Here is a 19620-nt window from a genome sequence, read left to right as displayed (position 1 = left end):
GTCTGCTGTTTATTCAGCAATTTTTCCGGAGGATACACCATGAAATCCATCGCCGTCGCGGCTTTTATCCCTGTTTTGTTACTCACCGGATGTGGTGAAAAAACACAATCCCCATGCGGTAGTGACGAACTTGTGGTCAGCAATGCCTGGGTCCGCGAAGCCGGGCAAGGCCAGCCGATGAGCGCCGCATATCTTTCAATATGTAACGGCACAAACACATCCGATCGACTGGTTGGCGCATCATTCGACGCCGCGAATACCGCCGAAATTCACACCACAACCATTGATGAGAATAATGTCGCAAGAATGGCCCGGATGGAAAATGGCGTACCACTACCGATCGGCGAGAGCACCAATTTAGCCCCCGGATCAGCCCACCTGATGTTGATCGGACTGACTGACACAATCGAAATCGGCTCAGACCCTATGATCACGCTCGAATTTGAGAATGCGCCCCCGATAACCCTCAATTTCGAGGTCCGCGGACGCACAGAAGTTGGTCATTCCGCACATTAAGCGGCTGGCCCCCTTCCTCATGACTGGCACAGACGGTAAAAGCGCCCGCCATGTTACATGTAAATGACCTTTCTTATTCTATCGAAGGCCGGGTTCTCTTCGATCAGGCCACCGCCGCGATCTCTGACGGCTGGAAAGTTGGCTTTGTCGGCGCTAATGGCTCTGGCAAATCGACACTGCTCAAGATCATCAAAGGCGAAATCTATACCGGCGGCGAAGAGGTCTCTTTGCGCAAAAACCGCAGACTGGGATCCGTCGAGCAAGAAGCACCATCGTCGAATGTTAGCCTGCTCGATACTGTGCTTGAACAAGATAAAGAGCGGACAAGTCTATTAGCCGAATCAGAGGTCGCCACAGACCCGAACCGCATTGCTGAAATCCAAACGCGACTGGCCGACATTGATGCGCACTCTGCGGAAGCGCGAGCAGGATCGATTTTGTCTGGCCTTGGTTTTTCCGCCCAAGCCCAAGCCCGAGCTTGTTCAGAATTTTCGGGTGGCTGGCGAATGCGCGTTGCGCTGGCCGGCGTGCTTTTTTCAGCACCTGATCTTTTGCTCCTCGATGAGCCAACGAACTATCTCGACCTTGAGGGCACAATATGGCTTGAAACGTATCTGCGTCGTTATCCTTATACGACGCTTATTGTTTCCCACGATCGAGCATTACTGAACAATGCTGTCACACATATTTTGGCGCTTGAAAACGGCAAGCTAACAGTCAGTCCCGGCGGGTTTGATCTTTATGAAAAAAAGCGCGCCGAGGCCCGCGCGCAGGCCGCATCTTTCCGAGAACGACAAGAAGTTCGTCGCCGGCACATGCAATCTTTTGTCGATCGCTTCCGCGCGAAAGCATCGAAAGCTAAACAAGCCCAAAGCCGCGTAAAAATGCTCGAAAAGCTCGAAGTCATCGCCGAGCCAATTTCAGCAAAGACAGTGCCGTTTCACTTTCCCAATCCAAAAGCCATGGCACCGCCCATTGTTCGAGTCGTCGATGGCGACCTTGGCTATGAAGACGGCAACCCAATCTTGAAAAAGGTCAATCTTCGCCTCGACCAAGATGACCGAATTGCGATCCTGGGACCGAATGGCGAAGGCAAGTCAACTTTGGTTAAAGCCCTTTCAGGTCGTCTCCCGCCTCTCTCCGGGAATGTCTACAAACATAAAAAACTTTCCATCGCCTATTTCGCACAACATCAATTAGACGAGTTGAAACCTAAGCAATCAGCTTATGATCATGTGCGCGCGATGATCCCTGATGCCACCGAGGCCGAGACGCGGTCGGCGACGGCCCGCTTGGGCTTCGGCCCCGAAAAAGCAGATACGGCCGTTGAAAAACTATCCGGCGGTGAAAAAGCTCGATTGCTCTTAGGGCTTATTACTTTTCACGGCGCGCATCTATTGATCCTCGACGAGCCAACAAACCATCTCGATATGGGCGCGCGCGAGGCATTGATCGAAGCCCTTAATGATTTTCAAGGTGCGGTCCTCCTCATTACTCACGACTCGCATTTGGCATCGGCTGTGGCTGACCGGTTGTGGCTGGTTAATCAAGGTAAGGTTGAACCTTATCAAGGTGACCTCAACGATTACAGAGAACTGGTTTTAGCAGCGAGCAAAACCTCCGGAAAATCCGACACCAATAAGCCGGGCGAGAACATCAAAGAAATCACTCGCAAAAATGCAGCAGAAGCCAGACTTTCGCTTCAACCACTAAAAAAGACCGCCGAAACTTTGGAGAAAAAAGTCGACCAACTGAATGGAACACTCGCTCGGCTGGACGAAGCCTTAGCCGAGCCAGGACTGTTTGAAACGAACCTGCCCCGCGCGACCAAACTATCCAAAGAACGCAGCGCACTGGTGAACGCCATAGAGAATACCGAAACAGAATGGCTCACAGCGCTTGAGATCTATGAAAATGCCAAAACCGATGCTGGCGCGTAAAATGAACCCTAACGCCAGACAAAAGCACACGCCCGTCTATAACTGCACCAATGACTGTGGCTCGTGATTGTCGGGCAATTCAATTCGACTTACCCTCAATTTTGATGAAGGAAATAAAATGAGAAAAGCAGCCGATTGCGAGACTATGGATCAGGTCCGAGAAGAGATCGACCGCGTTGACCGCGCGCTGGTGGATTTGCTTTCCGAGCGATGGAGCTATGTGGATCGTGCTTGGTTTTTCAAACGCTCTCCTGACGAAGCATCTGTACCATGGCGTAACCGCGATGTTGTCGACAAAGTAAAAAGCCGCGCTGAAGAAGCTGGTATGCCACCAGAGATGGCGGAGGCCCTTTGGCGTCAAATCATCGGCTGGGGTATCCAGTATGAAGAAGAAAGACTACGCGAAAAATGAGTAGCGACAAAATCAATCCGGCGATTGGCGCAATGTTAAGTGGCGCGCGGGATTGGCTGTTACACGAGCATTCGCTTTTTCACTCTCTCGATCTCAAACCTATTTTGATCGGACGAAACAAAGCGACATTCTCCGTATTTCTACCCGATGAATTTCTTGATGCCAAAGGCAAAGTTCATGGCGGACTTTTGACCATCATCATGGATTCAATATTCGGCCTTGCCGCGTTTACGGCGCTCGACGAAATCATGCCCATTGCAACGATCAATCTACGCACAGACTACCTGACCGATGTCAGCGCCGGTGGCCGCGTAATCTGCGCAGCGGAATGCATAAAATTACGTGGTGATGTGGCTTATGTGTCCGGCAACCTAACCGATGAGAAAACCGGCGAACAAATTGCGACAGCTTCTGGCGCATTTATGATTGGAACGCGCGGACCAAATATGGCGTCACGACTATGACCAACGAGATCAAACGAATCTGTGCCTTTGCCGATGCATCCCCCGTTGCAAAATGGTTGGGCTTTTCTGCTGAAATCGTCGGCGACGACACCCTCTTTATCCTCGAATTTGCAGAACATCACATCGGCAATGCGATGATCCGCGCACTTCATGGTGGAGCAATCGCAACGTTTCTTGAATTTGCAGCGAACGCTAAGCTCTTTGCCCATCTCGGCACAGACGCAACTATCTCGACGGTAAACGCTGATATCGAATATCTCACTTCGGCTAGCGCAAAAAACATGACGGCGCGTGTTCGATTTATCCGGGTTGGACGTCGCCTCGCATTTGTCGAGGCAACTGGCTGGCAAGCCAATGAAAATACACCCGTCGCCGTAGGCCGGTTTAGGTTCAAACTGGGAACCTCAGAAAAATAGTTTTGTTACCACCCCAATAATCCCCTAGCGGTTTTAATTTTGGCACCCATATCGGCAAGCATTTCATTTACACCGGAGGGCGTTGTTCGTGTTGTGGATTTACATCGTAACTGGGCTGGTACTTTTAACCCTCGGTGCCGAATGGCTAATCCGGGGGGCGACCAGCATTGCCCGACAGTTAGGGCTTTCCGAATTATTGATCGGATTGACGCTTGTAGGCTTTGGCACCTCAGCACCCGAACTCGTGTCCAGCGTCGGTGCGGCCCTCGCCGGGTCACCGGGCGTTGCGGTTGGAAATGTCATCGGATCCAATATCGCCAACATTCTTCTTATTCTTGGCGTCTCCGCCGCAATCGCGCCTATTGGTGTGAAAATGCTGGGGTTTCGCCGAGACGCTTTGGTACTTGGCGGCGTAACCGTCGTGGTCATCGCAACCTTGATGACAGGTCGCCTAACCCATGTTGCTGGCACCGGGTTTTTGCTAGCGCTATTCGCTTATATCGGCTGGGCCTATGTCAGCGAAATGAACAAACCAACAGCAAACGCCGACGCAATTAACGTCGCGACCATGGGCGATACCGGCAAGGCTCTCCCCGCATTTGGCTTTGCATTGATGGGTTTATTGTTTTTGGTGATTGGCGCACGATTGTTGGTTGATGGAGCCATTGGCATTGCGACCATGATGAATGTTTCTGAAACCATCATTGGGCTGACCATCGTCGCATTGGGAACCTCGTTGCCCGAATTGATGACCTCGGTTATGGCAAGCATTCGCGGTAAGTCAGATCTGGCATTGGGCAATGTCCTTGGTTCGAATATCTATAATCTATTGGGTATTCTGGGCGTAACTGCTCTGGTCCGGCCTATCGCCGTACCGCAATCAATTCTTGGTTTTGATAACTGGATCATGCTCGCCGCGACTGGCGCACTCATCATCTTTGCCATAACCAAAAGCCGATTTGACCGATGGGAAGGTTATGTAATGGTCGCAGCTTATGCTGCCTATCTGCTTTATTTGGTAGCGCATGCCTAACGCGCACAGTCCGCACAATGGGTCGCCGTTAAATCAATCAGCAAACGTTTTTCGGCTATTGCCTCACCGCATTCGGCGTAAAATCCATATTCCCCATCATCAATCCGCAAGACAGCGGCTTCAATCTTGCGCTTCTCGTTATTTCGTCGCGCTTCTTGTGCATTGGCCATAGCCTGTTGTTGCAACGCATCTTGGCGCGATAATCTGCCGACGGCTTGTTGGTCAAGTTCAACTGGCTGCCGTTTGGCTTTGCTATCACTAGAGAGCGCTTCAAGTTCGGCTTGGCGTGACAACAAAAGTAATCTGTATCTCTCAAGATCAATTTCACCACTCATGCCTGCTTTTCCCACCGGCCCTCGGGCGATTGCCGCCAATAAGCGACGTCGTGGCCCGCCGCTTTTGTTTCTTTCCAGAATTTCCGCGCATCGGAAAGCGCCTCATCATCACGGCCATCAAATATCGTCACACAACGGATGAAATTTCCAAGCGCCGTCGCCTCCGCTTTTGCGCCATCAATAAGAAACAATAGCTCGGCTTTGTTCGGCACATCCTCGCCATCGGTCAACCAAACAGGTTGATCAACACCCTCCCCCGTGCCCGCATGCGGCAGAAAGCTCTCATCCCGATACACCCACAGGTGATTATCGAGCATGTTGACACGCTCGCGGCTAACGGTGCGAACCACCGCACGCCAGCCTCGCCCAAGGGTCTTTTCGAGAAGGTCTGGCAACACGCCTTCGACCCCGCCTCGCTCCAGGTGATAAAAAAGTACCTCTGTCATCTATTGACCGAGCTTCGTCCGTAGCGCATCGATCCGCTCACGGTTCGCACCCAAATCGCTATGCCCGACCCTCGATGCTGACCGCACATGCACAACGTCTTCTGCTTTGCGGAATTCAACATCATCAACATATTTCATCAATGATGTTGAAAACTCAGAGGCGATGTAATCGTCAGTGATTTTCACAACGACACCGCCCTCTTTACTTAAAATATCGGGCAACTTAGCCCAAACACTGAGTGGCAATGGCTCAATCCGATGATCATCATCGGAATGGGCTTCGCTTAACACGCAATTGGGAGAGGCCGGACATGGCGCGAGCATGCCATCGACCAAGCCCAGTGCCGTTCCAGTTCTCGATTTGATCGAGAGCACCACAAAAAATCCAACACCGAGGATGAGCAACGCAGCAATTATCAGTACAACAATCTTCATGTCACTCACCCTCTTTGAATTATTATTTTTCGTAATTTGCTCTTACATATTCATCTAGCAAGCGAACACCGTAGCCAGAACCACCTTTCGGACAGGTTGGTTTGTCTTTGGTGTTCCAAGCCATGCCAGCGATATCGAGATGCGCCCAAGATACGCCATCTTTAACAAAACGACCAAGAAACGCCGCCGCAGTAGAAGAACCAGCGCCCTTACCACCAATATTTTGCATGTCTGCAATGTCAGATTTGATCATGTCGTCATGCGCTTGGGTCAGCGGCATACGCCACAATTTGTCACCCGAGGTTTCACCAGCTGTCTGAAGCTGTTGCGCGAGTTTGTCGTCTTTGGTGAAGATACCCGCAAATTCATGGGCAAGAGAAACGATAATCGCACCGGTTAATGTTGCAAGGTCAATAACGGCTTTCGGTTTGTATGTTTCCTGTGTCCACCAAAGCGCATCAGCCAAAACCAAACGCCCTTCCGCATCAGTGTTCAAGACTTCAATCGTCTGACCCGACATTGAGGTTACAACGTCACCGGGACGTTGAGCATTACCATCAGGCATGTTCTCCACCAGACCGACAACACCAATAACATTGGCTTTTGCTTTACGCCCAGCAATCGCCGCCATCGCGCCTGTCACTGCGCCAGCACCGCCCATATCCCACTTCATATCTTCCATACCAGGAGCCGGCTTGAGCGATATGCCGCCCGTATCAAAAGTAACGCCTTTACCAACGAATGCGATTGGCGCGTCGCCTTTTTTGCCGCCGTTCCATTCCATGGCGACCAGTTTTGACTCGCGGCGAGAGCCTTGACCAACACCCAGAAGCGACCCCATGCCGAGCTTGCTCATTTCAGCTTCGCCCAGGACTTTGACTTTGACACCAAGCTTGCTGAGTTCCTGGCAGCGTTTTGCAAAACTTTCCGGGAACAGGATATTCGCCGGTTCCGATACGAGATCACGGGTCAGGAATACGCCGTCACCAATTTTATCGAGTGCCGTATATTGGGTTTTTGCCGAAGTCGCCGTCGTTGATATTGTGACTTTCGTGAGACTCGGCTTGTCGTCTTTTTCTTCTTTGGTGCGGTATTTATCAAAACGATAGGTTTTCATCCGCGCGCCATGGCCAATCCGCGCAGCCATCTCGCCAGCATCAACACCTTTAACCGCAAAGCCAGTAAGCGCGATCACGCCGGCTTTATCCGAACCCCCAAGTAATTTAGCAGAAGCATTCCCGCCGAGCGCTTCCGCATCCAACAAAGAGAATGTTTTTGATGGGCCAGCACCGATCAGAATGATTCGGCTATTATTGATCCCTGACGGCGCGACGATTTCAAGTGTTTTGCCTTTTTTCGCTTTGAACCCTGCGGCCTTAACCGCCCGCTCTAATGCGCCATCGGTGATCTTATCAAGATCGTCATAAGCCTTCGGCTTGCCGCCGTCCTCAAATACGGGGATGACAATCGCGCCGGTTTTTGGGAGTGCGGCAGCGGAAAACGTAATTTGCATGAAAGTCCTCTTGTACAGTTTGTTTTTGGTCTCCAAACCTTGCCGATAGACTCTTATAATTTTCCGTCAAAAAAGGCGGGATGCTTTCAGCGCGGGTCAGGATTGTGCTAGGCCGGATATCAAAGTTCGGCGCTACTCTACTCGCGTCATATAATAAGGAAAGAGCGCGATAAATTGAACAGTCTGGACAAATATATCCTGCGCCAGTGTTTGATGCCACTTATCCTTATTTTGGTAGTAACTACTGCTATTGTCTGGATGACCCAAAGCCTTCAACGAATCGAGATTATTGTTGAATATGGTCAAGGCTTTCTGGTTTTCCTTTATTTGAGTCTTCTGATTATCCCCAGCCTGCTGGCGATTATCATTCCCTTCGCTCTTTTTGGGGCCGTGGTTTACGCCCTTTATCGGCTCCATTCTGATAGTGAAATTGCGGTTATGTTTGCCGCCGGGGTTAGCCGCTGGCGCATTGCTGTGCCGCTTTTGTTCATAACATTACTGGCCGCATGTGCGACGCTTTATGTCAATGTGGATCTGATGCCGCGCAGCTACCGCGTTTTGAAACAGACCGTTGCTGATATCCGCGCCGATTTCGCTACCTCCCTCTTGCGCAGTGGCGAGTTCATTAGCGCTTCAAAGGGCTTCACGATCTATGTAGACGAGTCTCGCCCCGGCAATCAGTTTGTCGGTTTGCTGATCAATGATTATCGCAATAACGAAAAACGCGAAACCTATATGGCCCAACGTGCCATCTTACAGGAAACCAAAGCCGGGCCGCTTTTGATCTTAAAAAATGGCAATATCCAACGCGAAAATCGTGATAGCGGCAAGGTGGATATTATTCGTTTTGACGATTGGGCGGTTAATGTCTCGTCTTTGAATGATGATCCCGGCGAGCTTCAACTCGAACTGACAGAGCGCTACCTTGGGGAACTGCTTCACCCCGACTTATCGAAACCCTATGATCGGGCAAATTCAGGTAAGCTCATTGCCGAAGGTCATGCGCGATTGGCGTCTCCACTCTATACGTTCGCTTATGTTCTGGTCGGGCTTAATGCCCTCATCGGCGGTTCTTATACGCGGCGCAGTTATTTTCTTCGTGTCGCAAGTGCTGGCGCGATTATTTTTGGCCTTCGGGTGGCTGGATTTCTTGCTCAGGGGTTTGCAAGCGAAGCGGGCACAGTTTGGATGCTTTATGCGCCCCCCACAGCGGCAATTGGGGTCGCTGCATTTCTTGTGTTTGCGCCACAAAATTGGCGGATCTTTCCGCAGCGGAGGGTCGCCTAATGCCACCTAGTACGCTGTTTCGCTACATTGCCCTCAGAACCGTGATTGCCGTTGGCGGTTTGTTTGCGATTTTGACATGCCTTGTTCTGCTGGTGGACCTCATCGAAAATATGCGGTTTGTCGGCAAGGTCGCTAATGGCGATTTCAGCCTCGCTCTTAGTCTCACGCTCTTACGCGCACCATCATTGACCCAAGCACTCGTCCCGTTTGTTTTTCTCTTCGGTTCGATTTGGATGTTTTACCAACTCAACAAGCGGTCAGAAATATCGGTCATGCGATCAGCCGGTCTCTCCGTCTGGCGGCTGTTGGGGCCGACTGCATTCATCGCAGCCGTGTTCGGTTTTATTGTCATCACAGCTATTGATCCACTTTCCGCAAGTCTGATGTCTCATGCGGAAACAATTAAAAGCAAAAAGCAGGGTATTGATGGTAATCAGGTCCGGGTTTTTGGTGACGGTATCTGGCTTCGTCAACGCGATAGCTCCGGACAATTGATCATCAATTCTCGGAACTTCGACGAGCAGCGTGAGGTCCTCGAAGGTGTCACGATCTGGCGCTTTGACACCGAAAGCGCTTTCCTTGAACGCATCGACGCCGAAGAGGCATTTCTTTCTGGCAATACATTGGAACTCCACGAAGCGCGGCTTCGCTCCCCGGCCAGCGAGGTTGAGAATTATGTCCCGATTTATGCAGTCGTTACGACCCTCACCTCTGGCAATCTGAGAGAACGCGTATCACCACCTGAAACAATGTCCCTGTGGCAACTGCCGCAATTCATTTTACTCGCAGATGCAGCCGGCCTGCCGACGGTTCGGTATAATATTCGTTTTCACGAATTGTGCTCGACGCCACTTAAACTCTTGGCGATGGTTCTGATCGCGGCCGCCTTTTCGATGCGCCCACCGCGCACAGGCGGCGCTATACAGTTGGCTGTGTTGTCTATTTTGGCTGGGTTTGTGCTCTATGTCCTATCGGAGATTTCGACCGCATTGGGCGAGTCAGGGCTTGCCCCGGCCTCTTTGGCGGCGTGGACGCCAGCGATTGTTGCCTCACTTGCAGCCATAACGGCAATGTTGCACTTAGAAGATGGTTGATATTGCGGTTGAAATGATGGATCGACTAGACCTCGCCGAATCCCTCATATATCTCTAATCAAAACCTTTTCTTACTGATTCGCGCTGCGAAGGGCCTACTTTTGTGTTGACTGAAAACCGCCTATTAGCGCGCCTATTTGTGTCAACGATCCTGGCTGGTGTCGGAGGCGGATTTGTGCCGTCTGCCATCACGCCCTTGGCAATGGCCCAAAGCGACCCCATCGCAACGAATAGCGACGACGAGCAGGAAACAGTCCTGTTCGAAGCCGACAGCGTCAGCCGTGATTTAGACGAAGGCCCCATTGTCGCAGAGGGTGATGTCAGGGCGTATTTCGGTGAACGCTACCTTCGCGCCGATAAACTGATCTATGACCCAGCCACTGATATTGTTATCGCCGAAGGCAATGTCTCAATCACTGATGCCAATCTCGAGACAGCATTCGCGGGCCGTGTTGAACTCTCTGGCGACCTTCGTGACGGGGTCGCAGAAAATTTCAGCGCCCTTTTGGAGAACAATGCACGTCTTGCCGCTGATAGCGCCATTCAGGAACAGGGTGCCCGCACCCGTCTGAGCCGCGCTGTTTATACCTCCTGTAACGTCTGCAACGACAAGGGCAAAGGCAAAACACCGACATGGCGCATCAAAGCCCTTAGGGTCACGCGCGATAAAGAACGCAAAGTGGTTCGCTTTCATCACGCGTTTTTAGAGATCAAAGGCATACCGATTATCTACGCGCCGTTCCTTCAGACCCCCGATCCGTCCGTGGAACGGCAGTCTGGTTTCCTGCCGCCGAATATTGGTACATCGAGCCGCCTCGGTTTCAATATCGAGCTGCCTTATTATTTGGCGATTTCCAATCATCAGGATGCAACCTTCTTCCCCAAATTCACAACGTCAGATGGCGTATTGTGGCAGGGCGAATGGCGCCGGCGGGGCAATGACGGCTATCATGTTCTTTCCGGCGGTGTCATTGACTATGACAATACCAGCGAACCAACCGAAAATGTGCCCGGTGTCCGGTGGCATCTATTCGGGCGCGGCTATCGCGATTTCGGCGAGAATTGGCGCGTCAGTTACGATGTCGAGCGCGTTTCTGACGATACTTATTTAAGACAATATGATGTCGAGCGGCGCGGAGATTTGCGCCAAGAACTTGACCGCGGTCAAACCAACCAATTGCGCAGTAATGCCAAGGTGGAATGGTCAAATGGCGGATCTAACCTCACCTTCGACACCTTCATATTCCAAGGACTGCGTTCGTCCGACGACTCGTCAACTATTCCTTATGTTCTGCCGCTTGTTGATTACAAATATAAATTTGCCGACAAAATTGCGGGTGGCCGCGCCTCAATCGGTGCGAATATAGCGTCACTCTATCGGACGGACGGTATCGATTCCCAGCGCCTCACGACAACCGCAAATTGGGAGCGCGATATCATTACGCGCAACGGCCACCGGTTTAACTTTTTTGCGGAAGCGCGCGCGGATCTATACCATTTCCAAGACCTTGATCTCGGTACGGAAATTTGCACGAGCGCTACCGCCGCTTGCGCTACCGATTTTGCAGGGTTTTCAACAACAGAAACATCAGGTTTTGAAAGCCGAATTGCACCGACCGTCGGTGCCGAATGGTCCTACCCCTTAACCCGTGAATTTCATGGTGCACGCCTATTCCTGGAACCGCGCGTTCAGATTGTTGCGTCTTTAGCCGACCAGAACCCAGCCGATATCATCAACGAGGACTCTCAGAGTATCGAGTTCGATTATGCAGGTTTATTTGATTACAATAAATCAACAGGGTACGACGCATTCGAAGATGGCCAGCGGATGAATATTGGCCTAACGGCATCGGCAATCTTTCCAAACGGGCTTTCAATCGAGAGCGCAATCGGACAACAACTCCGCTTGCAAGACACCGATGCGTTTGATTCCTCATCTGGTCTCGGCGAGAAAAGTTCTGACTTGGTCGGCTCACTTAATTTCCGATTCAAGCGTGTTGGAATCGAAAACCGCTTCCGACTTGATGATAAAACCCTCGGGCTTCAACGCGCCGAATCCCTTGCTTTTTATCGCTCAAGCCGGTTCCAAGCGAATTTGAGTTATGTTCGTTTGAACGAAGAAAACGTTGCCAATAACCTAACCCGTCGCGAGGAACTCACGGCCTCTGGTCGTGCAAAAATCACCGACCACTGGTCGGTGGGCGGCGCGTGGCGGATCAATCTTGAAAGCAACCAAACTATCCGGCAAGATTTCACACTTGGCTATGAAGACGAATGCTCGACTTTTGGCGTGACTTACCGGCGAAATCGGACCTTCGATGCCAACCTCAAGCGGGACAACGCGATCCTTCTCAGCTTCACGCTCAAGTCGCTTGTCGATTGAGCGCTTGCACAGCTCACAATTCAGTCTATTTTCACTATGGGCTGGCCGATGATAGTAAATACAGGATAAAGTAAACTAATGCGATTTTCGTTATTAAGTTCAGTGACTTGCAGCATTCTTCTCAGCCTGTCCTCAGCTTTTGCGCAAACCCCGGAAACAGACAAACGCCCCACCAGCGACGAAGTTATCGCCCGCTCGGGTGTTCCGGCGAGCGCCGTTGCAGCGGTTGTTAATGACGGGGTTGTCACCACTTTTGACGTACGCCAACGCATGAAAATGATGGTGATTTCCTCGGGTGGGAAAATTCCGCAAGAAGCGTTCCCTCAACTACAAGCACAAGCCCTTCGCGATTTGATCGAAGAGCGGCTCAAGCTGCAGGAAACCAAGAAATATGACCTCATAGTCACTGATGATGAGGTCAAGGACGAGCTTTCCATGATGGCAGCTCAATCAGGTCTGACCCTCCCCCAGATGATCGAAATGCTTCAGGGAACTGGTGTCTCAATCAAATCACTTAACGAACAAATTCGCGCACAAGTTGCTTGGCCACAATTGGTTCAAGGCCGTTATCGCGACCGCGTCCGTGTCAGCGAAGACGAAATTGAAAACACTCTGGAACGCATGCGCGAAGACGCGAGCAAAGAGCAATATCTCGTCTCAGAAATTTGTATCCCCGTCGATAACCAATCGCAGGCACAGCAATATTATCAAGGCGCGATGCAGCTGATTGAACAAATGCGCCGCGGTGTTCCGTTCTCAGTTGTCGCACAGCAATTTTCTGCCTGTACGACCGCTGCGGTCGGCGGTGATCTAGGCTGGGTTCGTTCGGGCGAGCTTGCAGAAGAGCTCGATACAGCAATCCGCGAATTGCCACCTGGCTCTGTTACCAACCCAATCCCGTCAGAAGGCGCGTTCATGATCCTCGCGGTTCGTGATAAACGTCAGGCTACAGAAAAAGGTGAGCCAACATTCACCTTGGCCTATGCGGCGGCCGATGCGGAAATGGGTAACAACGCAGCCCGTGCTGCGTTGGATAAAATCAAATCCGCAGAGATCTGTTCCGGCCGTTCATTGCGCATTGATATGGGTCAGGGGGTTGGCTACAGCCTGCTTGAAAATGTGACTCTCGACCAGATTGACGACCGCTTCCGTCCCTTCGTCGAAGACCTTACTCGGGAAGAACAAAGCCCCGTAATTCAAGCAGATGGCGCATATCATTCAGCCTATGTCTGCGATAAAGACGAAGGTCTTGGCCTCCCATCCCGCGAAGCGCTCGAGAACCGAATTTATTCGCGACAGTTGGCCCGCATCGCACAACAATATCTGCGTGACGTCGAGCGCGACGCCATGGTTGATGTGCGCATGAAGTCACTACTCCAACCAAACGGTTAATCTCATGGCGGCACATTGTGGCCCTCACGCCCCGCTCGCCCTAACCATGGGCGAGCCTGGTGGCGTCAGTGCTGAAATTACGATCAGCGCTTGGGAGCGATTGCGACAAGACGGCATTTGTTTCTTCATAATCGCCGATCCATCACTCTTTCACGGCACCACGATCACCGAAATCTCCGCGCCTGACGATGCCGTCGCTGTGTTCCAAAACACCTTACCCGTGCTACCGCTTGAACATTCCATAGCGGCAAAGGCAGGTATTGCTGCGCCAGAAAATGCCCCCGCTGTCATCGAGAGCATTCAGCGCGCAGTTTCCTATTCGCTTGCAGGAGCGGCAACAGGTGTTGTCACGAACCCCATCCAAAAATCTTCTTTGATCGCATCAGGGTTTAAGTTTCCGGGTCATACTGAATTTCTCGCAGCCCTTACTGCTACCACGCCGATGCCAAATGGTCGCGTACGTGGCCCGGTCATGATGCTGGCGGGCCCTGCCCTTAAAACCGTTCCGGTTACGATCCATCAATCGGTGGCATCTGCGGCAGCGGACCTGAACCCGGACATGATCAAACGCGCGGCGATTGTCACCGCCGAGGCCCTTCGTTTTGATTTCGCGATTACAAATCCGCGCCTCGCGATCTCTGGGTTAAACCCACATGCAGGCGAAGCTGGCACGCTGGGGCACGAAGATCTTTCCGTGATTGCACCGGCTATCGCTGCCCTGAACAAAATGGGGGTCGATGCGCGCGGCCCTCTGCCCGCTGATACGATGTTTCACGAAGAAGCACGGGCGAGCTATGACGCAGCGCTTTGTATGCTGCACGATCAAGCGCTGATCCCCGCAAAAACATTAGCGTTTCATGACGCAGTAAATGTCACTCTGGGGCTTCCCATTGTTCGAACTTCTCCGGACCACGGCACGGCATTGGATATCGCTGGCAAAGGGTCAGCACGCTCAGACAGTCTGGTAGCCGCAATACGCCTAGCCGCGGCAATGGCAACAAAACGCGCGGCGAAACAATGACCGAAATTGGCAATGACCGGCTTCCTCCATTGCGGGAGGTTATCGAGCGATATGAACTCGGGGCAAAAAAATCACTAGGTCAGCATTTTCTGCTCGACCTCAACATGACACGAAAAATTGCGCGCACGGCATCGGTCAACGAAAACGATGTCGTTCTTGAAATTGGCCCCGGCCCTGGTGGCCTTACCCGCGCGCTTTTGGAAACCGGCTCGCGTGTCATCGCAATCGAACGTGATCATCGCTGCATCGAAGCCTTGGCAGAAGTGAACGCTGCATTCGATGGCCGTCTATCTGTCGTCGAGGCCGATGCCATGCGCGCCAATGACGCCCAAATTCTTGGTGATAATACGCCCGCAAAAATCGTCGCCAACCTGCCTTACAACATCTCGACCGAGCTATTGATCAAATGGCTTAAAGCAGGGCCAGCGCTTTGGTCAGTCATGGCGCTCATGTTTCAAAAAGAAGTTGCGGACAGAATTCTCGCGGCACCGGGCTCGAAAACTTTCGGGCGCCTATCCGTTATCTCTCAGGCCGCATCACAGCCTTCTAGAGCTTTTAATCTTCCCGCAAGAGCCTTCACCCCGCCGCCCAAAGTTGAATCAACCGTTGTTCTATTTGAACAACCCGCCAGTCACTTCCCACACCTTGCAGCGCTTGAACGCATCACCCAAGCTGCATTTTCACAGCGACGAAAAATGTTGCGTTCATCACTAAAGTCATTATTGGGATCGCAGCTATACCAAACACTCGAAGCCGCCAACGTCAAAGAAACCCAACGGGCCGAAGAGCTAACCATAGAGCAATACAAAAAAATGGCAAAATTCCACGAACAGCGTTAAGTCGCTGCACGGATAATTTGCGTTTGCGTTACGACCGCTGCCAGCTTTCCGTCTTCGCGAAAAATATCAGTTTTCCATACCTGTAAAGTACGCCCAATGTTCACGGGTGTGGTGACTGCTTTTGCAGTCTGCCCAATAGGAATCGCCCGCAAGAAGTTTGTTTTACTCTCAATTGTTGAGGTCAACGAACCTTCGGGCATATTCAAAAATGCGCCGATACCACCCATGTTATCCGCCAACGCCATAATCGCGCCGCCATGAAGCGTCGGTGGTATGGTGCAATTTTCTTCCTTGACGTCTAATTCGCCTTCAACGCGCGTTTTCGTCACCAACGTCATTCGCACACCCATTGTCTTTGCGAATGGCGCGTTGTTTTCGTTAAATGCGTCAGCAAGGTTTTCTTCTGACATCGCCGTCTAACCCGGCGCGTTTATCAAAACGGCAACCAACAAAGCCGTCTCTTTGCCTTTGTTCGCCCACGCATGGTTTGTCGCGCGTTGAATTACGACATCGCCGGGCTTTAGCGAGGCCGCCTCATCATTATCTAGCAATAGATCAACGGCCCCTTTCACCAGAACAATAACATCAAGCGAATCCGTCTTGTGCATTGCTGGGTGACGCGTCGTGTCGACACGGCAGTGCGCCGCACCCACCGCGCCAAACGCAAAGGCGGCTCCGGCTTCAATTTCCTCAGGTGATTTACCCTCTTCTTCGGGTGCCACCGAAAACCAGCGTACTTTGACAGACCCCGCCTCCGGCTCAAGAACTAGATCAAGATCGACAAGTCGGTCGGTCGCATCGAGAAGTTTATCCTCAGACAGCTTCGCTGACCATATTTCAGCAAGTCCCGCCTCCTCTAGGGCAATTAGTTTTGCAGCGGAGCCATCGATAAGCACGCGTGAACGTCCTTCAGCATCATTGTCGGTCACAATTCGGCGAAGAGACTCCCAGTCCATTGCACCCTCGCTCATTTAAATCCGTCCACCAATTGTATCAACAATTTCGCGCGCATCATAATACTGCCCGTCCTCGGGTGGTGCACCACGTCCCATTAGAACTTCCATGCGCACCGTGAAATAGGTCCGGCCGCCGACTGTACCAAGATCGCCGCCGACACCCACACCGACACTACTACGTCGCCCATAAGAACCGGTTCCAAAGCCAGCACCGATCCCGACACCGCCTTTTTCTTCGCCTGCGATGTCACGACTGACAACACGGAACCAATCAAAACCTTTCGCAAGCGCAATCTCGCCAGCCCGTAAAAGGGCGAAATCTTCGACCAATTCTGGCGGCATATCGCCAGAGCCTTGATAGGATATCCGGTGCCGGTCTGATTCGATTTGGGTGCTCCCATAACCAAACCCGTTTGAATCAGCGGGTCCGTAACTTGTCGGCCCCACCGTGGCGCAGGCACCAACCACGAAAAACGCAGCTAACATCGACAAATGTTTCATGGATCGTAGCTCCCATCTTGCTAACGCCTAGGCTAGCACCCGCGACCGATATGCGCAAAACCCTTATTCATTGCAAAAAGGCCCGGACAAAGCCGGGCCTTTCTCAAAAAACGAAAATGGCGACCTAACTACGGTCTGGCCCTACGCGCACAACGGCCTTGCCTTTGTTCTCGCCTTTGAACAAACCTACAAACGCATCCGGTGCTTTTTCAATTCCTTCGTATACGGATTCTTGGTATTTAATTTTTCCCTGGGCTAACAACGGTGCGACTTCAGCCGCAAATTCCATTGTTTTGTCCATATACTCAGAAACAATAAAACCGCGTGCCATGACACCTCTACCGATTAGATTAACAAGGTTCGGTGGGCCAGGCTCAACTTCTGTGTTGTTGTAAACCGCAATCATACCGCAAAGGGCCATTCGCCCCCCGAGCGCAATGCAGTTAAGCGCCGCTTCTAGGTGCATGCCACCAACATTCTCGAAATAGCAGTTAACGCCCTTTGGCGCAGCTTCCGCCAGAGCCTTGGTTAGCTCGTTGGCATTTTTATAGTCTTTGTAATTCAACGCCACGTCGACACCGGCCTCTTCGACCAGCCAGTCACATTTTTCTTTTGATCCAGCGGAAGCAACAACACGCGCGCCTTTGGCTTTACCTAATTGGCAAACAACAGACCCAACCGCACCAGCGGCACCAGATACAAAAAGTGTCTCGCCTTCTTGCGGCTTAAGAATTTGTGTGACACCGGCCCACGCAGTCATACCCGGCATTCCCAAAACACCAAGATAGGAAGAAAGCGGCGCGAGATTAGGATCAACTTTTTGGGTCCGTTCGCCTTTGGAGATGTAAAACTCTTTCCACCCACCGAGGAAATCAACAATGTAGTCTCCGGCTTCAAAACCCGGCACATTTGATTCGACCACTTCTGAAACCGCCCCACCCTCAAGCGGCGCATCAAGCGAGAACGGCGGAATATAGCTTTTGACATCAGGCCGCATCCGGCCACGCATATAAGGGTCAACCGACATCCAAACTGTACGGCACAGCATCTCGCCCTCGTCGGGCTTAGGCACATCAACGTCACGGGTCTCGAAATGTTCCGGCCCGGGCATTCCCGCCGGGTAATTCGTGAGGAATACTGCTTTGCTCATCGTGATCTCCTTTTCTGCTGTCGTTCTACCTACATCCGTAAGCAGTGGCTTTCCTGCAACCTATGCCAATCTCACCACCTCGCAAGAGTGTGATGCAGTCATGCCCAATTCCGCCGCAGCTCTGCCTCATTCTCGCCTTGCCACCTTGATTAATTGTCATGGACGGCGCGGCAGGAGCCGCATGGTATGAGTAAGTCGAAGAGAATTTAGCGCATTACCCATGCGAAGGAGAACAAAATGAAAAGTCTAATTATCGCCTCCGGTGCTATGATGCTTGCGGTTACAGGGTGCCAATCTACAGGCGAAGGTGCGCTAACAGGCGCGATGCTAGGTGCTGCTGGCGGCGCGATAGCCGGCGAGGTTTTCGCGGGAAGCCCCGGTAAGGGGGCCGCTTATGGCGCACTCGTCGGGGCTGCACTTGGTGCCTATGAAGGGTGTTCACGCGCCGGCACATGTTGGGGCCGCGCCAGAGATCATGGCCACCGCCGCTATGACCGTTATTCAGGCCGTTATTATTACGAAGATCCACAATACGGTGACACATATTGGGATGATGGGTCGTTCCGTGAATATGGTCGTCAGCCACGTCGTCGTAATCGCTACTAATCCCACAACTAAAATTGTTGCGTCACAAAACCCGGCCAGTTTTTTGAACTATGCCGGGTTTTTTGTTACCTGCCTTTTGTTTCCGGCCTTTTGTTTCCGGCCTTTTGTTTCCGGCCGTTATTGATTGAACTTTAGTAAGGTCTTGGAACCGCCGACAAAGGTCTGTGTTTCCTCCATATTCAGCCCACCCATAATCAGGGCGACGATTGAGGGAGCATCCCATGAAGTTACTTATTTCCGCCGCAGCAAGCAGTCTTATGATGGTATCTGCGTGCACATCATCTGGCACCGCAGAACGCAATGCCGCTTATGGTGCCGCCGCTGGCGCTGCTGCCGGTGCCGTTGCTGGTGAAGTCATCGCCGGTAAACCGGGCCAAGGCGCGGCGATTGGTGCCGGTGTTGGCGCTGTTGGTGGCGCTATTGCCGGTTGTTCGCGTGCAGATGATTGTTTCGGGCGCGCACGCGATAATGGCGAACGTCGCTATGATAATTACGCCGACCGCTATTACTACGTGGACCCACGAACGGGTGACACATGGTGGCAAAATGGCGAATTCCGCTCTTACGGGCGCGGACGCCCATAACAAAAAGACATTTCAATCACCTCGCCAGAGCGAATTTATTACTCTGTGCGGGGTGATTTATTTTTGCGCATTTGGCTAAGCGCAATCAATGTCATAGTCGGCACGAATGCATCAATCTGACCGGTTGGGTCAGCAATTTCCCAAAACGCTATCAGTCCGGGCCAGCCCCACAAGGCTACAGCCGCTATGCCTAATGCCCCATCAACAACAATTTCAAACCCCGGAATTCGGCCAATCGTGAAATCCACCAGATCGAGTATGATCGCGATGATCAACTTGCCTGTTGCTGGTTTCATT

At 51.9% G+C, this 19620-nt stretch carries 23 protein-coding genes; 14 read left to right on the top strand and 9 right to left on the bottom strand.

All coding sequences use genetic code 11. The features are described 5' to 3' along the window. Positions 1-39 precede the first annotated feature (39 nt). From ABFZ84_RS08955 to ABFZ84_RS08930, 6 genes are all read left to right on the top strand, one after another. Complete coding sequence (locus ABFZ84_RS08955) at positions 40-516, top strand: copper chaperone PCu(A)C (RefSeq protein ID WP_369313661.1); 477 nt, start codon at positions 40-42, stop codon at positions 514-516. A gap of 50 nt (positions 517-566) precedes the next feature. After that, positions 567-2456: an ABC-F family ATP-binding cassette domain-containing protein gene (locus ABFZ84_RS08950; protein ID WP_369313659.1), complete on the top strand. Its 1890-nt coding sequence runs from the start codon at positions 567-569 to the stop codon at positions 2454-2456. Between the two features lie 118 nt (positions 2457-2574). Continuing rightward, entirely contained in the window at positions 2575-2868 is a 294-nt protein-coding gene (locus tag ABFZ84_RS08945; RefSeq protein WP_369313658.1) for a chorismate mutase, read from the top strand. Then, the gene (locus ABFZ84_RS08940; RefSeq protein WP_369313657.1) at positions 2865-3332 is read left to right on the top strand and encodes a PaaI family thioesterase; all 468 of its coding nucleotides are present in this window, start codon (positions 2865-2867) and stop codon (positions 3330-3332) included. The genes ABFZ84_RS08945 and ABFZ84_RS08940 overlap by 4 nt, the downstream gene beginning before the upstream one ends. Continuing rightward, positions 3329-3748: a PaaI family thioesterase gene (locus ABFZ84_RS08935; RefSeq protein ID WP_369313656.1), complete on the top strand. Its 420-nt coding sequence runs from the start codon at positions 3329-3331 to the stop codon at positions 3746-3748. The genes ABFZ84_RS08940 and ABFZ84_RS08935 overlap by 4 nt, the downstream gene beginning before the upstream one ends. Before the next feature lie 88 nt (positions 3749-3836). Next, complete coding sequence (locus ABFZ84_RS08930) at positions 3837-4781, top strand: calcium/sodium antiporter (RefSeq protein ID WP_369313655.1); 945 nt, start codon at positions 3837-3839, stop codon at positions 4779-4781. Here the strand turns inward: ABFZ84_RS08930 and ABFZ84_RS08925 are convergent. Genes ABFZ84_RS08925 through ABFZ84_RS08910 form a run of 4 tightly spaced genes read right to left on the bottom strand, consistent with a single transcriptional unit; the run spans position 4778 to position 7510 of the window. Further along, positions 4778-5116 carry a TraR/DksA family transcriptional regulator gene (locus ABFZ84_RS08925; RefSeq protein ID WP_369313654.1) on the bottom strand — a complete coding sequence of 113 codons (339 nt, stop codon included), beginning with the start codon at positions 5114-5116 and terminating at the stop codon, positions 4778-4780. The genes ABFZ84_RS08930 and ABFZ84_RS08925 overlap by 4 nt on opposite strands. Next, positions 5113-5562: a DNA polymerase III subunit chi gene (locus tag ABFZ84_RS08920; RefSeq protein WP_369313653.1), complete on the bottom strand. Its 450-nt coding sequence runs from the start codon at positions 5560-5562 to the stop codon at positions 5113-5115. The genes ABFZ84_RS08925 and ABFZ84_RS08920 overlap by 4 nt, the downstream gene beginning before the upstream one ends. After that, positions 5563-5997, bottom strand: coding sequence for a DUF1499 domain-containing protein (locus tag ABFZ84_RS08915; protein WP_369313652.1), 435 nt, complete (start codon positions 5995-5997; stop codon positions 5563-5565). Positions 5998-6019: 22 nt separating this feature from the next. Beyond that, positions 6020-7510, bottom strand: coding sequence for a leucyl aminopeptidase (locus ABFZ84_RS08910; RefSeq protein WP_369313651.1), 1491 nt, complete (start codon positions 7508-7510; stop codon positions 6020-6022). A 174-nt stretch (positions 7511-7684) separates the two neighbouring features. Here ABFZ84_RS08910 and ABFZ84_RS08905 point away from each other — a divergent pair, with 174 nt between their 5' ends. From ABFZ84_RS08905 to rsmA, 6 genes are all read left to right on the top strand, one after another. Then, complete coding sequence (locus ABFZ84_RS08905) at positions 7685-8797, top strand: LptF/LptG family permease (RefSeq protein ID WP_369313650.1); 1113 nt, start codon at positions 7685-7687, stop codon at positions 8795-8797. Further along, positions 8797-9891, top strand: coding sequence for an LPS export ABC transporter permease LptG (gene lptG / locus ABFZ84_RS08900; RefSeq protein ID WP_369313649.1), 1095 nt, complete (start codon positions 8797-8799; stop codon positions 9889-9891). The genes ABFZ84_RS08905 and lptG overlap by 1 nt, the downstream gene beginning before the upstream one ends. 139 nt (positions 9892-10030) lie before the next feature. Continuing rightward, positions 10031-12274, top strand: coding sequence for an LPS-assembly protein LptD (locus tag ABFZ84_RS08895; RefSeq protein ID WP_369313647.1), 2244 nt, complete (start codon positions 10031-10033; stop codon positions 12272-12274). 78 nt (positions 12275-12352) lie between these two features. Then, positions 12353-13666, top strand: a complete 1314-nt coding sequence (locus ABFZ84_RS08890) for a peptidylprolyl isomerase (RefSeq protein ID WP_369313646.1) — start codon at positions 12353-12355, stop codon at positions 13664-13666. A gap of 4 nt (positions 13667-13670) precedes the next feature. After that, a complete protein-coding gene (pdxA, locus tag ABFZ84_RS08885; protein ID WP_369313645.1) occupies positions 13671-14687 on the top strand; it encodes a 4-hydroxythreonine-4-phosphate dehydrogenase PdxA in 1017 nt (338 codons plus the stop codon). Continuing rightward, positions 14684-15526 (top strand): 16S rRNA (adenine(1518)-N(6)/adenine(1519)-N(6))-dimethyltransferase RsmA, encoded by an 843-nt coding sequence (rsmA, locus tag ABFZ84_RS08880; protein WP_369313644.1) that lies wholly within the window; start codon positions 14684-14686, stop codon positions 15524-15526. The genes pdxA and rsmA overlap by 4 nt, the downstream gene beginning before the upstream one ends. Here rsmA and ABFZ84_RS08875 read toward each other — a convergent pair. The 4 genes from ABFZ84_RS08875 to ABFZ84_RS08860 form a co-directional block, all read right to left on the bottom strand. Next, entirely contained in the window at positions 15523-15936 is a 414-nt protein-coding gene (locus ABFZ84_RS08875; protein ID WP_369313643.1) for a PaaI family thioesterase, read from the bottom strand. The genes rsmA and ABFZ84_RS08875 overlap by 4 nt on opposite strands. A gap of 6 nt (positions 15937-15942) precedes the next feature. Beyond that, positions 15943-16497 carry a cupin domain-containing protein gene (locus tag ABFZ84_RS08870; protein WP_369313641.1) on the bottom strand — a complete coding sequence of 185 codons (555 nt, stop codon included), beginning with the start codon at positions 16495-16497 and terminating at the stop codon, positions 15943-15945. Then, positions 16498-16983 carry a CC0125/CC1285 family lipoprotein gene (locus ABFZ84_RS08865; protein ID WP_369313640.1) on the bottom strand — a complete coding sequence of 162 codons (486 nt, stop codon included), beginning with the start codon at positions 16981-16983 and terminating at the stop codon, positions 16498-16500. A gap of 124 nt (positions 16984-17107) precedes the next feature. Then, complete coding sequence (locus ABFZ84_RS08860; RefSeq protein ID WP_369313639.1) at positions 17108-18133, bottom strand: NADP-dependent oxidoreductase; 1026 nt, start codon at positions 18131-18133, stop codon at positions 17108-17110. 237 nt (positions 18134-18370) lie between these two features. Between ABFZ84_RS08860 and ABFZ84_RS08855 the strand changes: the two genes are divergently transcribed. Both ABFZ84_RS08855 and ABFZ84_RS08850 read left to right on the top strand, forming a co-directional pair. Continuing rightward, complete coding sequence (locus ABFZ84_RS08855; protein WP_369313638.1) at positions 18371-18739, top strand: hypothetical protein; 369 nt, start codon at positions 18371-18373, stop codon at positions 18737-18739. A gap of 221 nt (positions 18740-18960) precedes the next feature. After that, a complete protein-coding gene (locus tag ABFZ84_RS08850) occupies positions 18961-19323 on the top strand; it encodes a YMGG-like glycine zipper-containing protein (protein WP_369313637.1) in 363 nt (120 codons plus the stop codon). Between the two features lie 38 nt (positions 19324-19361). Here ABFZ84_RS08850 and ABFZ84_RS08845 read toward each other — a convergent pair whose 3' ends face one another. Beyond that, complete coding sequence (locus ABFZ84_RS08845; RefSeq protein ID WP_369313636.1) at positions 19362-19619, bottom strand: hypothetical protein; 258 nt, start codon at positions 19617-19619, stop codon at positions 19362-19364. Position 19620 lies beyond the last annotated feature (1 nt).

The sequence above is a fragment of the Hyphococcus lacteus genome, from assembly GCF_041058985.1.
GTDB lineage: Bacteria > Pseudomonadota > Alphaproteobacteria > Caulobacterales > Parvularculaceae > Hyphococcus > Hyphococcus lacteus.
This window is presented reverse-complemented; position numbering and strand designations above follow the sequence as displayed.